Genomic DNA, 13792 nt, shown 5'->3' on the forward strand with positions numbered 1-13792 from the left:
GGAGGTGATCAGACGGCTCGTCGAGTCGCGCGCAGCACGACGTCGTCGACGTGGTGGGTGCTGGCCGCGCCGGGTGGCCGCGGCCGGGTCTCGTGGATCTCGACGTGCCAGGTGTCGGGGTCGGCGGTGAGTGCGGCGGCGATCTCGTCGACGCCGACGAACGCCTCCGGGTCGTACATCCGGGTCTGGATCGCCACGTCCACCGGCTCGCGCAGGGGGGCGAGGTCGTGGTGCACGGCCAGAAGTGTGCCGCCGGGGGCGACGGCGTCGAGCAGGCTGCGCAGACCGCGCTGGTCAGGCGTGCGCTTGAACGAGCCGTACTGCAGGGAGACCAGGTCGAAGGTCTCGGTGCCGAAGGGCGCGGGATCGTTGGCGTCGCCGCGCACGAGGTCGACGCCGAGCCCGCGGCGCTCGGCCTCGGCGCGCAGCCGGGCGAGCGCGTTGCCGGAGATGTCGGTGGCGGTCACCTTCCAGCCGCGCTCGGCCAGCCAGAGGGCATCGGCGCCCTCGCCGGTGCCGACGTCGAGCGCCCGTCCGGGGGCCAGTTCGGTGACCTCGTGGACGAGCGTGCCGTTGGGGTTGACGCTCCACGCTCGGTCGGGGCCCGCGTAGCGGTGGTCCCAGTCGGCCTCCTCGCCCGAGCGCCGGGCGGCGCGCAGGTCCTCCTCGGCGAGACTGAAGGCGATCATGGCGCCGACCTGGCTGCCCTGGGCGGCCGACGGCAGCACATGAAGGCTCGGGTCGGTGACGTTACCGGCCGCGTAGATCCCAGGCACGGCGGTCTCGCCGCGCGGGTCGACCGCGACGACGTTGCCGGCGCCGGTCGGGTGCAGGGTGGTGGTGAGCCCGACCCCGGCCAGCACGTCAGCGCGGGCGTGAAACCGCGATCCGACCACCACGGCGTCGGCTTCGAGGACGCGGCCGTCGTCGAGCTCGACCCCGGATACCTCGCCGTCCGGCGCGGTGACGACCCGGCGGACCATGCTGCGCTCGATGACCACGCCGGAGGAGGCGAGATCGTCGACGACTTCCTCGTCGATCCCGGCCGGGTCGTGCAGCACGACGGTCAGCCGGTCCGTCAGATGCCGGTACAGGGTGGTCGGGTGGAGACCCAGGGGGTGGGTCACGATCTGCACCAGGCGCTGGTCACGCACCTCGAAGCCGTGGCAGAACGGGCAGTGGACCACGCCGCGTCCCCACTGCTCCGCGATGCCGTCGATCGCGGGGAGCTCGTCGGAGAGGCCGGTCGCGGCGAGGACGCGCCGGGCCACCAGCGCGTGCTCGCCGGTGAGGTCAAGTCGGAACGTGCCGTCGTCGCGACGGTGCACGCCCACGACCCGGCCGGAGAGCACCTCTCCGCCATAGCTGCGCACCTCCTCACGCCCGACTGCCATCAGCTCGCCGGGCGCGACCCCCTCGTGCCCCAGGTAACCGTGCATGTGCGCGGCCGGGGCATTGCGCGGGGTGCCGTCGTCGACCACGACGATGTTGCGCCGCTGGCGGGAGAGCTGCAGGGCGGCGGCGAGACCGGCAGCCGAGCCGCCGATCACGGCGACGTCGCAGTGACGCTGCAGGGTGGGGTGCCGGGCGTGCTCGGAATGGGCTGAGTGCTGGCTCTGCGCGGGGTGCTCGCTCATGAGTCCGACGGTACGGCGCCTGGCCTTCTCAGCAAAGTCTCTTGCACAATTCGCAAGGCATGCCAGGATGGAGGCATGAGCGGAGTCGCCGACGTCGAGGCCCTGGCGCGGTCGCGCCTGCGCAGCATGCGCACCACCCTGGGGTACTCCCTCGACGAGTTGGCCGAGCGCACCAACCTCAGCGCGTCGACCATCAGCCGCGTCGAGACCGGCAAGCGCACGCTGAGCCTCGACGTGCTCGTGCCGCTGGCCAACGCCCTCCAGGTGAGCCTCGACGTGCTCTTCGAGGTGCCCACCGACGACGACGTCGTCATCCGCCCCGTGGCGCACAGCAGCGGCACGCGGACCACGTGGCCGCTGAGCCGTCCGGACGGGCGCACGGTTGCGTTGAAGATGCGTCTCGAGCCGTCCGACGAGCCGCCCAGCCAACGGGTGCACCCGGGACACGACTGGTTCCTCGTGCTCGAGGGACGCGTGCGACTGTGGCTGGGCGAGCGGCAGATCGACGTCGAGGCGGGCGAGGCGGCGGAGTTCGCGACGATGGTCCCGCACGCGTTCACGGCCCCGTCCGGTCCGGCCGAGCTGATCATGGTCTTCGACCGCGACGGACAGCGCGCGCACGTGCATCAGTGAATTGCTGAGTTCGAGCGAGAGATGACCGTTCCCGCACCGGTCCCCGGTCACCCGCGCCACCATCTACCGCCACCTCGACAAGAAGCCTACGAGCAGCAGTTAAGCAACTACTCTGCCCCAGGGGCAGTTTCGGGACTCCTGGGCCATTACGGCCGCGAGCGAAGCTACATGGTGACCGCACCTAGCGGGGACCGTGCTGGACGACAACCACCCGGTAGAACCAGCGGCCGCTCGCCCTACACCGGCAAGATCGAGCAGGTCATAGTCGAGATCGCTCTCCTCCCGCAGGGTGTCGCGTGCCCAGGCGGCTATACCGGGGCAGATACGGGTGGGGCGGGTGCTGCCGATAAGGACCGCGACGCGCTTCTTGTCCGTCAAAGGACCACTTCTTCCCCTATCTCGGTCGTGTCGAGCCCGGCGGCACCGCGTGCCGCCGATCCCGTGCACACCACGCAATTGTTCGTCCCACATACTGTTCGTGTCACGAATCAAAATAGTTGGTATCGCGAACCGAATCAAGCTAACCTGGCCCACTGTGACCACTGACGCACCCGACCCGCCGGACCTGGTCGACGGGCTGATCCAGCTGTCGTTCATCCTGCAGGCGGTCCTGGGCCGCCTCGCCGGCCAACAAGGGCTATCGGTCACCCAGTTGCGAATGCTCGCGGTGCTCGACGATCGCGAGATCGGCATGCAGCAGCTGGCCGGCATCCTGGAACTGGAGAAGTCCAGCGTCACCGGCTTGGTCGATCGAGCCGAGCGGCGCGGTCTGGTGCGACGGATCGCCGTTCCCGGAAACCGGCGCGCCGTCCATGTCACCGTCACCGCCGACGGCCGAGCCGTCGTGCATCTGGTGCGCGAGGCGGTCCGAGCCGAGATCGGCGATCTGGCAAGCACTTTGAGCGAGAGGCAGCAGGGCTCCTTCCGCCGATCGATCGAAACGCTGATCCTGCATTACGTCACCCAGCACGCCATTCCGGTGTGAGCATCCTCGATGCCCGGCGGCCCAGCCCTCGACGTCACCCCTGACGCATGGGACGCGCCTTCATTGCACGCGTGCACATCGACGGGTTCCGGCTACCCGCCCGGTCCGACTCTGGCCACACCACCAGCTGGCAGACCAGCTTGTCCTGGTCCGGCATCAGCCACAGGCGTGGTGGGCCGATGTCGTGATGTGGGCCTTGCTCTTTGCTTGCCACCACAGCAAACAGCCTGGCCGAAGCTCCCACCGGACCGGGCAATCCGCCGCGGCAGGGCCAGCTCGGCGGGCGTACGGAACTCGGCATGAGCGCGCGGCGGGAAGCCATGTCGCCCAACCGATCCAGAGAAATCTGGACGGACGACCAATGCGCGACATGCGGCATTACAGGACATCCACGCGGAACTTTTTGCGCTGTATCGGCAACTCGTCCAACCTATCCCGCGGCTGTCGCACGTCTCGCTCAGTAACGACGCCATTGGAGTCGTTACAACCTACTTCGATGGTCAGCGACGACCGTGCCACGTTCGGATGCATTGCGGCCTGAAGACATGCGGTGGACTACGTGTTCACGGGCAGGCCGTCGAGTGCTGGTGGGTTCGCAACGCGAGGATATCGGTGATGTCGATATCGGGTCCGCCGTCGAGGACCAAGTCCAGACGGGCAGGCCCGACCGTTTGCGTGATGGCAGGGCCGTCGTAGCGCGGAATGACGGCGGCCGCGGCGGCGTGCAGGCAGAACGATCGGATCATGCCGGTCCGGGAAGAGGCGGTGCGGGAAGGGTTTTCGGGTTGCCGCATGGGAGGGTCGATCACGAACACCATCGGGCGTTCGGGGGTGCCTCGTTGGACCCAGATAGGGAATCCGAGGTCGCTGTACAACCAGAACTGGTCGCGCAGATGCTCGGGCAGCTGTCCGCGCAGACCCACTTGAGATGGCAAGCCGCAGCGAGCCGTTGGGGGTTGCTATGGGGACAATCGTTCCAGCGGGCGGTTGGCGGTCTCCTCACCGAAAAGGCCCAACACCACGCCGCCGACCAGTGCGGCCGACGCGAGCAGCCCGATCGCCAATGCGAAGCCGCTGCTGCCGGTGGCCACCAGCCCGACCAGCACCGGGCCGACGATGACGCCGAGCCGGATCGCGACCCCGTTGATGCCGCTGCCCCAGGTGCGGATTCTGGTCGGATACAGCTCGGCCACGTAGAGCTGCAGCCCGAGGTTGGTGGCGAACACGAACAGGGCCGCCACCGAGACGAACGCCGCCAGCACGCCGGGCTGCGCGGGCCGCACGACGGCCAGCACCAGCAGGGTCACCCCCGCGCCGAGCAGCCCGGCGGTCAGGCATGGTTTGCGGCCGAGCCGGTCCACCGTCGCGGCCAGCAGCGCCGCGCCGAAGAACCCGGTCACCATCGTGAGCAGGCTGTAGCGCAGCGCGGTGGCCAGCCCGACGTGATAGAGCCCGGTGTAGATGCTGGGTAACCAGGACGTCAGGCCGTAGTTGACCAGGTAAGCAGTGAAGCAGGTCAGCATGAGCACGGCGGTTCGCCGCGCGTAGCGGCTGGTGAACACCTCGGAAAGGCGACCGTTGCCGGGCCGCACCGCCAGGTCCATGGCCACCGCCGGCAGCTGCCCGTGCCGCCGGCGCACCTCGGCCTCGATCCGGCCGACTATCGCTGCCGCCTCGGTGGTCCGCCCGCGCGCGGCCAGCCAGCGCGGGGATTCGGGAACCCAGCGCCACAACACCACGGCCAGCAGCACCGGCAACCCGCCGAGCGCGAACAGCGGCCGCCAGCCCCAGGCCGGAACCACCCAGGACGACACCAGCGCCGCGGCCAGCAGCCCGACCACGAACACCAGCTCGTAGGCCAGTACGAACCGGCCGCGGCGGCGCGCGCCGATGATCTCGCTGATGTAGGCGGCACCGACCAGCACCTCCCCGCCGATGCCCACGCCTTGCCCGAACCGCAACGGCAGGAAGGCACCGAGCCCGGTGCAGGCCGGCATGAGCAGGCTGGTCACCGAATACAGGGCGACACACAGCGCGATCGCCCGCACCCGCCCGAGCCGGTCGGCCAGCCAGCCCGCCAGCAGCGCGCCGGCCAGCATGCCCACCGACCCGCTGGTGATCGCCCAGGTGGCACCGCTTGCGTCGAGGTGCCATTCTCGCCGCAGCACCGGTAACACGTAGGCGATCAAGAGCTGGTCGAAACCGTCGAACAGGGTGACCGCCCCGACCAGCAACCGCACCCGCCGCTGCCACCAGGACAGCGGGAGCCGCTCGATGCGGGCACTGATCTCGGCCACGGTGGCCGCGGTGTCCTCGGCGGCGGTCACGGCCGGGCTAGCGGCTTGTAGCCCCACGCCTGCACCAGCGGCTGGCCGAGCAGGAAGGTGGCCGGGTCGTCCAGGTGTGCTCGCAGTCGTGTGGTCAGCTCCGTCCACTGTGGTGCGGTCAATCGGCCTTGCGCCAGCACGGTTTCGCGCACGGAGTCCAGTAAGGACAGCAGGTGGTAGCGCAGGTAATCGCCCGGGGCGGGGGTATGTACCCGTGCCACGGCCTGTACCTCGGTAAGCCCGGCCGCGCGCAGCATGCCGGGCAGCGTGCGACCGAACTCCACATTGGCACCACCCGCGGTGGCCACCTCGAGAAACAGCTCCAGCAGGGTGTCCCAGGCCGGATGTGCCGGGTGGCAGGCCCAGCCGCCGCAGTCGAATTCCTCGGCAAGTACCACCCCGCCGGGCCGTACCAGCCGCACCATCGCGTCGAGGACCCCCGGTGGATCACCGGCCTGGATCAGCACCAACCGCTCATGTGCGGCATCCATCGATTCCGGCGGCAGTGTATTCCGGTGCACGTCGGCCTGGACGATTTCGACATTGTCCAGCGCACGAGCCGCCACCGCCGCGCGTGCCGCTGCCACGAACGCTTCCGCCCGCTCGAGTCCGACCACGCGCCCGCCCGGTCCGACCCTGGCGGAAAGTACGTCCAACGCACCCAGGGGACCACAGCCCACATCCACGACCCGCCATCCGGCGCCGATGCCGGCCCGCTCCAGCAACTGCTCGGCATCCGCCGTCAGCGCCTGCGCCATCCGGTAAAGTCGGCTCGTCTCCTCGTTCGTTTCGCCGAGGAAGTAGTCCTGGTGTCGCGCGGTCATTGTCTCTCCATCCAGACGGGATCGGTTCGGAGGTGGGTGGTGCTGTCGCAGAACGCGGAGCGGTGTTCTCAGCCGGATGCGAGGAGTTCGGCCAGCCCGAGGTGTCTTCGAGGTAGCGTTCGCAGGGAAAGCTGGCCGCGATGAGTGCGGCGCGGAACTGGTGGAGTGCCGCTCAGTGCGTCTCACCGGCTCCATCGCGGCCCGCTCGACTCGCTGGTCCACGGGATTGGTGAACCCGGGACGGTAAATCAGTGGGCTGGGTGAGTGAACTCAGTCGAAGCGGAAATCGGCGAAATCGAAGCCGGGTGCGACGATGCAACTGACGAGCACATACTCGTCACCCGCGGGCCGGGCGGACTGGCTGACCCCACCGGGCACCACGGCCTGCAACCGCTGTCCGCGCTCCACATCCGGACCGAGCAGGATCTCCTCACTCCCGATGTTCAGCAGCAGCGGACCACCTCGATGCCACAGCCAAAGCTCATCCGACCGCACCGTGTGCGGCGCGGATTCATCGCCCGGCATCAACAAGAAGTGAATCGCGGTCGCCACCGACCGCTTCCCGTCGTACCCGGCGGGCTCGAATTCCACTGGGCTACGCCAGGTCTCCCGAAACCACCCACCCTCGGGATGCGGCTCCAGGTTAAGCGCCACCGCCAACGCGGGTCTATTCACAATGCTCTCCTCTGCTCTCATGCTCTTCGCACTCATCGTCCGCCGGGAGCGTCCCGCCGATCGTGGACGTGCTGCTGTCGAGGCTGGGAAAACCCGGCCTCGAATTCCTGGACCGGTTCGGCCAAACCGTGCCGTGGTGAGCCGGCCGAATCTCATCGCAGGGCGGCGTGGCACTGGCCGAGCAGTCATCGCTCGGCCATGGCCAGGGACCATCCGGCATCGAGCAAGGTGACGTAACCGCTGTGACCGAAACAGCGCCGTGCCCGCGCTGACATGCTCGTTGGTCAAGTCCTGTGTGCGCGACCGCGGCGGATATGCGAGTTACAGCTCCTCAGTAACGAATTTCGGGGACAGATGGTGAGCCAGGCTCTCGTACCTGCCGTCGCCGAGCACTCGGAATGTGTGCGGAGTGAATGCCGGAATGATCAGCGTGGTACCGGCGCCGACCGCCCTCAGTTCGGAACCGATGGTGAACTCGGAGCGGCCGCGCAACACGACCACCGTCTCCGGGTACGGGTGCTGATGTAGCGGCGGCGATTGCCCGACCTGGTTGGTGCTGAGGTGGATGGTCGAAACGTCCACTCCGTAGTCTTCCCCCGCCACCGCGACGAACCAGAACTCGTCGTCGTCGGCACCGTCGGGTTCGATAAGCACGTGTGCTCCCGCAGCTGTGGTTTCTACGATGGGGCGGTGCATGATGACCTCATTTCCGATCGTGCGTTCGAACGCGGCGCTTGTCCGCTTCATGTTTCGCCGGTGGGACGGCTCTGCAACATCTGTGTCATGTGGGGCACAGCTGTTGCAGGGCACGGAAGCCATGGCGCGCCACGACGCATCATGGTGTCGTGGCGATCGGTGCTGTTCAGTAGCGCTCAGTAGCGCCGACCTCACAGCTGGCCGCAGTCGATCTCGGGCGCAGCCACATCACCCGGTTCAGGAGAGAGCTCGGCCGACACCGTGCCGTGCTGGTCTCGGCGGGTATTCGCCCGCCCTTCGACCCGGGCCAACTCCATGAAGGTGTCCGTCAAAGCCCGCTTCTGAAAAGGCGATCTGACCGGTGTCGGCGTGCAAGTCGAGCGTGCCGCCCGGGTCGTGGGAATCAACAGCGACGTCAGCGTCGTAGACCGTCAATACCGTTGCCGTGATACCCGAGCGCACATCAGGCCGGGCGGGCCGCCGACGATGGCGACGCAGGGTCGTCATGGGGGTGATTCCTTCCTACGTGTGCTGTGGCGGCCCGTTCGTCGCGGTACGGTCCGGCTCCTCACAGCGAGGATAGAACCGTACACAATGTAAATCAATTCTATATTTCAAGCTATTCAACCAAGCCGTCAAACTGGAGATGTGGTGCGTCCTGGAAGCTGGAACAGGCCAGCGGATGTGAGTCCCATCTGGGTAGGTACCAGAGCGCCCAGGAGCAGGACCCGGCTTGCCGGAGAGATCTGGCGAGTTGAGGAATTGAGCGGGCTGTCAAGCGGGGTGCCAAGAGCCTCAGTGGAGGGAGCAAGCACCCGTCGCGGTTGTTCAGTGATTCAATCGAGTGGCGGGTGGGGGCGGGGCGCCGGGGCTATCCGGCAGTGTCCTCGATATATGCCTTCAGCAGTTCCAGACCGGGCTGGATCCGTGCCGAGTCTTCGACCGGGTGCGGGCCGGGCGGCTCGGTGTCGGGAATCAGCCGCTCGAACAGTCGACAGAACAAGGTCGTACCATCGCCCAGGTCGAACGTGGTGAAGGTGGCAATCGCGTGCATCGCCGCGGCCGGGGCACCGTGGTCGAGTACGTCGCGGCCAACCACCGTCCACAGCTTGCCGGGCACCCGCGCCACCACGGTGTATTCCTTCGGCTTCTCGTTGAGTTCCGGAAAGATGTACTCGAGCAGCACATCTCCGAGTTCGGCCGGGACGCCGTCGGTGCCTCGCAGCACCTCGGTGCCCGACGCGAATGGCAGCCACTTTGGCAGATTCGACCAGGTCGTCGCCCAGTCGTATACGACCTGCGCGGGGCGTTCGACGACGATGCGGTTCTCGACGAACCGGATGTTCAGGTTGTCCGGGATCTGGGGCACGTACAGGTCAGACATGATCTCTCCTTATTGGCTGAGCGCGGGACTCGCAGGCCCCGATCCCTTCGATCGGTATTCGATTGCTGCGCACGCCCACGGGCCGCACCACGGCGAAGGGGCGCCGAGGCTGCTGGTGGTGGGGTCGGTGCGGCCGTTATCCGGCGTGGTGCGCGCCGGTCATCAGCGCGGCAAGGTCTTCGGGGTGCAGGAACGACGGCGGTGGTGGCGGGCCCCAGCTGCACAGCGCCTGGGCGCCGTCGAAAAGCTCCGGGGTCCAGAGCTGATCGTCGATGATCGAGTCCATATCGGAGTAGTACTCGGAGAAGTTGCCCGCAGGGTCCTTGAGGTACCAGAAGAAGTTCGAGCCCGCATGGTGGCGTCCGAGGCCCCAGATGTGCCGCTGCGGGTTGCCCTCGAGCATGGCGGTGGCGCCGCGGCCGACATCGTCGACATCGTCGACCTGCCATGAGGTGTGGTGCAGGAAGTTGACCGGCGCGTTGAGCACCAGCACGTTGTGATGGTCGGTGGAACACCGCAGGAACGCGCCCTCGCCCTTGATCTCGTCGGACAGCTTGAAACCCAGTCCCTCGGTGAAGAAGCGGCGGGTGGCCACGTAATCCACCGAACCCATGACCGCGTGGCCAAGCTTGCGTGGCCGTACCGGGTCGTCGCGCAGGACGCCGGGGGCGCGGGTGCCGCGGCGTTCTATGCGGCCCGGCCCGTTGTAGGGCGTCACCGGTGCGGCGGGTTGGGTGATGCGGTTCGAGATCCGTACCACGGCACGGAAATTTGCGATCGGTTCCACGGTGGCGACCGAGTCGGCGGTGCGCTCCACCGGCAGGCCGAGCGTGCGCAGGCGGGCGGCTGCCGCGTCGAGATCATCGAAATCGTCTGCGCTGATGACGATTTCGGCCAGCCGACGCGACGGCGCCCGTATCAGTCGCAGCTGATCGCCGCCGTCGCGGGTGGACAGCCAGCCGTCGGATCGGGGAGTGAGACCGAATTCGGTGTAGTAGTCGCGGGTCGCGGCCGGGTCGGGCACGCCGATCGTGACCGAGGCCAAGCGATGCAATGCCATTGTGTCTCCTGGGAATTCGCGACGGGTTCAGCGCCCGGCGACGATCTGGTGACGCATCTCGCCGATACCCCGCACGTAACTGACCAGTTCGTCGCCGGAGGCAAGGTACCGTTGCGGGGTACGGCCGAACCCGACACCGGCGGGTGTGCCGGTGAAGATGACATCGCCCGGCAGCAGGGGCGTGATCGCCGACAGGCGCGCGATCAGCTCGGGCACCGGGAAAACCATGTCACAGGTCCGGCCCTTCTGCATCTGCTCACCGTTGACCAGGCAGCCCAGTTCCAGATCGTCGGGGTCGTCGAACTCGTCCGGAGTGACCAGCACCGGCCCGATCGGGCCGAAGCCCGGAAAGGACTTGCCCATGCTGAACTGGGGCGCCGGGCCCACCCGCTGCCGAACCCGCTCCGAAATATCTTGGCCCGCAGAAACTCCCGCGACATAGCGCCACGCGTCCCGGGCGGCCACGTGGTGCGCCCGGCGGCCGAGCACCACCACCAACTCGACCTCCCAGTCCACCTTGCCCGGCACCAGCGTGATCGTCCCGTGCGGATCGGCCAGCGCGGTCACGAACTTGGTGAACACCGCCGGTTCCTCGGGCGCCGCCAATCCCGACTCCGCGGCATGGTCGGCGTAGTTGAGGCCGATCGCGAACAGCTGCCGGGGATTCGGGGCCGGATTGCCGAATTCGGTTGCCGGCACCCCCGACAGCGGCGTGCCCGCCGCGGTGACGGTCGCGCAGAACTCGAGCAGTTCGTCCCATCGCTCGTAGGCATCCTGAATGCGCGGGCCGAACCAGCCACCGCTGGCACGGGCGACGTCGATGACGGTGTCGGACACGGTGATCAGTGACAACCGATCCGAGATAGTGGCGAAACGCATGGCGTGGGTTCCTGACTGGACGGGGTGTGGACGGTCGTCACTTCGACACGAGGTCACCGTGGGTGGCCGCCGACCGGTAGTCGGTGTAGGTGTAGGGGTTGTCGAGGACCTTGGTCTCGGGGATCTCCGGGTTCATACCCTCGCGCCAGGCCTGCTCCCCGATCTCGGCGCGCAGGTAGTCGACGGTCGCCTCGACCGCGCGGCGCGCACCCGCCAGGTCGGCACCGACCAGGCGGTGGTCGCGCTTCACGATCCGGCCGTCGACCAGGACCGTGTCGACATCGGCGCGCTGGGCCTGCAGAACGATGTGCCCGTGCGGGTTGAGCGGCAGCGGCGTCATCACCGGCGAAGCGTCGTCGCGGACGAGTACGAGATCCGCCTTCTTGCCGACCTCCACACTGCCGATCTCGCTGTCGCGCCCGATCGCTCGCGCACCACCCCGGGTGGCCCACTCGACGACCTGGTCGGCATGCACCGAGGAATGGGTGACGGTCTCGCCGCGAGTATGCGCCTGCAGATGTTCATAGGCGCGATCCGCGCCCAGCGTTGTGCGCATGGCGGAGAACAGATCACCGCTGCACGGCACACAGCTGTCCACCGACAGCGAGATCGGAATGCCATGGGCGCGCAGGGCGGCGGTCGCGGGATAACCCTGTCCGGCACTCTGCTCGCTTTCGGTGGACACCGACACCGAACCGCCGGTCGCCGCAATGCGGGCGTAGGAGTCCGCCGAGAGCGTCGAGGCGTGCACATACACCGTCCTGGCCTCGGCGAAGCCGTGCTCGTGGATCAGTCGCACGGCGTCGTCGCCGGTAGCGCCCCAGACACCGGCGTGCGTGGTCACCGCCAGGTCGAGTTCGCGGGCGACCTCGAAGGCGCGCCGTTCGGGAAAGCTCGGATCGCCGGTGACGTCGAAGGCGATCTGAAAGCCCTCGAGATCACCGGACCGGCGTTCGAAGAACTTGCGGAATTCTGTTGTGCCCGTCCAGTTCGCGGGCGCGTCCTGAATATTGCCGTAGGCCAATACAAATCGCCCCGGCACCGAGGCCAGCGCATCGACCGCGGCGTCGGCGTGATCGATCGTCTGCAACCCGTGCGACCAGTCCACGCAGGTCGCCACCCCGGCGTCGATCGCCTCCAGCGCGCCGAGGAGGTTTCCGGCGTAGACGTCCTCGGGCCGAAACTTCTTGCCCCAGTTGAGGTAATACCACACGAAGTACTGCGTGAGAGTCCAGTCGGCACCGTAGCCACGGGTCGTGGTCTGCCACATGTGCCGGTGGGTGTCGACCATCCCGGGCATGACGATGCCGCCGCGGGCGTCGATCTCATCGGCGTCGTCGGGAACGACGAGATCGACACCGATGGCGGCGATCCGGCCGTCGACCACGAGCACATCGTGACCTTCCAGAACGGTGTGGCCGGAATCCATCGTGAGGACGGTTCCGGCGCGCAAAACGGTCGGACGTCGAGGGTTGTTCGAGAGCATGGACGTTTCCTTGTTCGGTAGTACGCAGCCGCCGGGTTCTGGAGCCTTGTCGATGCCCAGACCTCCCTGGGCGGAAGAACTCTGGCGATCCCTCGGTTCTCATCGAGGTGACGTGAACAGGTTCGAAAGTAGTCCGCAACTTTCGAAAGTTCAATGGATATTCGTAAACTGCTACAATGCGTGCATGACGAAGAGCGGCGGCGCGACCCGCACCGACGGCATTCACCAGGCGTTGCGCGCCGACATCCTCGCCGGCCGCCTGATGCCGGGCGAACGGCTCAAGTTCCCGGACCTGGCCGCCCGCTACGCGGTGAGCGTCGGCGCCACGCGCGAGGCGCTGACCAGACTGGTCGCCGAAGGGCTGGTAGTGACGAGGCCGCATCTGGGCTACCAGGTCCGCCCGCTGTCCCATCAGGACCTGGCCGAGCTGACCGAGGCGCGGGTGGAGATCGAATCCCTGGTCCTGCGGCTGTCCGTACTGGAAGGCGACATGCGATGGGAGGCGGACGCCGTTGCGGCACACCACCTTCTGGAACGCACGCCCTATCGCGATCCGGCCGATCCGGACCATCCGACCGACGAATGGTCGCAGGCACACGCGGCCTTTCATCGGGCACTGCTGGCCGGCTGCCACAACCAGCGACTGATCGACACGGCACGCGCGCTACGGCAGGAGGCCGAACTGTACCTGCAATGGTCGGTATCCCTCGGCAACGAACCCGGCCGCGACCTCGCCGCCGAGCATCGAGCCCTGCTCGACGCCGCCCTCGCCCGCAACGCCGACCACGCACAGGAACTGCTGCGCGATCACATCGCGCACACCGCCCGACTACTGATCAGCTGCGCACCCGACCAACCCAACCAGGGAGAGGTGCTGGCCTCGCCCGCCGTGAAAGCCTCGACATGATCCAGCAGTTCACAGCTCGGAGAAGGACACGCGTAGAACATCATCGGTCAGCGACGCCACCATGAAGCATCGAGAGAGTGCCCTGACATCGGCATGTGCGGATGTGGGGGCAATCGCTTCTCGACTATCTCCGATCACCGCTCCCCCAGTGCAGTGACGCTCTGGAAGTCCAGGTCCTGGCATCGTGATCGCTGATGTGCAGCACGAAATCCGGGTTTGGCGGAGCGCGATCGGCTGCCGAGGAGCTGCTGATTTAAACGAGGCAGGCGCGGGTTCGGGCAGTTGATGGTGACACGAAA

14 protein-coding genes are annotated in these 13792 nt (G+C 67.5%); 3 read left to right on the forward strand and 11 right to left on the reverse strand.

Translation table 11 applies throughout. The annotated features are described in order from the left end of the window. Window positions 1–8: 8 nt before the first annotated feature. The gene (locus IU452_RS27585) at window positions 9–1637 is read right to left on the reverse strand and encodes a bifunctional NAD(P)/FAD-dependent oxidoreductase/class I SAM-dependent methyltransferase (RefSeq protein ID WP_195112108.1); all 1629 of its coding nucleotides are present in this window, start codon (window positions 1635–1637) and stop codon (window positions 9–11) included. A 75-nt stretch (window positions 1638–1712) separates the two neighbouring features. Here IU452_RS27585 and IU452_RS27590 point away from each other — a divergent pair, with 75 nt between their 5' ends. Together IU452_RS27590 and IU452_RS27595 are read left to right on the forward strand one after the other, a co-directional pair. After that, window positions 1713–2270, forward strand: a complete 558-nt coding sequence (locus IU452_RS27590) for a helix-turn-helix domain-containing protein (RefSeq protein WP_195112109.1) — start codon at window positions 1713–1715, stop codon at window positions 2268–2270. Between the two features lie 535 nt (window positions 2271–2805). Further along, window positions 2806–3255 (forward strand): MarR family winged helix-turn-helix transcriptional regulator, encoded by a 450-nt coding sequence (locus IU452_RS27595; protein WP_195112110.1) that lies wholly within the window; start codon window positions 2806–2808, stop codon window positions 3253–3255. Between the two features lie 563 nt (window positions 3256–3818). Here IU452_RS27595 and IU452_RS27600 read toward each other — a convergent pair. The 10 genes from IU452_RS27600 to IU452_RS27645 all read right to left on the reverse strand — a co-directional run bounded on the left by IU452_RS27600 (window position 3819) and on the right by IU452_RS27645 (window position 12586). Next, window positions 3819–4178: a hypothetical protein gene (locus tag IU452_RS27600; RefSeq protein WP_195112111.1), complete on the reverse strand. Its 360-nt coding sequence runs from the start codon at window positions 4176–4178 to the stop codon at window positions 3819–3821. A 36-nt stretch (window positions 4179–4214) separates the two neighbouring features. Continuing rightward, the gene (locus IU452_RS27605) at window positions 4215–5609 is read right to left on the reverse strand and encodes an MFS transporter (RefSeq protein ID WP_324192853.1); all 1395 of its coding nucleotides are present in this window, start codon (window positions 5607–5609) and stop codon (window positions 4215–4217) included. Continuing rightward, complete coding sequence (locus tag IU452_RS27610; protein ID WP_195112112.1) at window positions 5579–6406, reverse strand: methyltransferase domain-containing protein; 828 nt, start codon at window positions 6404–6406, stop codon at window positions 5579–5581. The genes IU452_RS27605 and IU452_RS27610 overlap by 31 nt, the downstream gene beginning before the upstream one ends. A gap of 270 nt (window positions 6407–6676) precedes the next feature. Then, on the reverse strand, window positions 6677–7102 hold the full coding sequence (locus IU452_RS27615) for a cupin domain-containing protein (protein WP_416382375.1): 426 nt from the start codon (window positions 7100–7102) through the stop codon (window positions 6677–6679). 300 nt (window positions 7103–7402) lie between these two features. Then, the gene (locus IU452_RS27620; protein ID WP_324192856.1) at window positions 7403–7735 is read right to left on the reverse strand and encodes a cupin domain-containing protein; all 333 of its coding nucleotides are present in this window, start codon (window positions 7733–7735) and stop codon (window positions 7403–7405) included. Between the two features lie 233 nt (window positions 7736–7968). Next, on the reverse strand, window positions 7969–8109 hold the full coding sequence (locus IU452_RS27625) for a hypothetical protein (RefSeq protein WP_195112115.1): 141 nt from the start codon (window positions 8107–8109) through the stop codon (window positions 7969–7971). 539 nt (window positions 8110–8648) lie between these two features. Next, window positions 8649–9161 (reverse strand): SRPBCC family protein, encoded by a 513-nt coding sequence (locus IU452_RS27630; RefSeq protein ID WP_195112116.1) that lies wholly within the window; start codon window positions 9159–9161, stop codon window positions 8649–8651. A gap of 136 nt (window positions 9162–9297) precedes the next feature. Next, window positions 9298–10221: a VOC family protein gene (locus tag IU452_RS27635; protein ID WP_195112117.1), complete on the reverse strand. Its 924-nt coding sequence runs from the start codon at window positions 10219–10221 to the stop codon at window positions 9298–9300. Window positions 10222–10248: 27 nt separating this feature from the next. Next, a complete protein-coding gene (locus IU452_RS27640; protein ID WP_195112118.1) occupies window positions 10249–11100 on the reverse strand; it encodes a fumarylacetoacetate hydrolase family protein in 852 nt (283 codons plus the stop codon). A 37-nt stretch (window positions 11101–11137) separates the two neighbouring features. Next, complete coding sequence (locus IU452_RS27645; RefSeq protein ID WP_195112119.1) at window positions 11138–12586, reverse strand: amidohydrolase family protein; 1449 nt, start codon at window positions 12584–12586, stop codon at window positions 11138–11140. A 184-nt stretch (window positions 12587–12770) separates the two neighbouring features. On the opposite strand from IU452_RS27645, the gene IU452_RS27650 reads away from it, so the two are divergent. Continuing rightward, window positions 12771–13493, forward strand: a complete 723-nt coding sequence (locus IU452_RS27650; RefSeq protein ID WP_195112120.1) for a GntR family transcriptional regulator — start codon at window positions 12771–12773, stop codon at window positions 13491–13493. Window positions 13494–13792 lie beyond the last annotated feature (299 nt).

Origin of the sequence: Nocardia transvalensis, from assembly GCF_015477765.1 — a bacterium.
GTDB lineage: Bacteria > Actinomycetota > Actinomycetes > Mycobacteriales > Mycobacteriaceae > Nocardia > Nocardia transvalensis_A.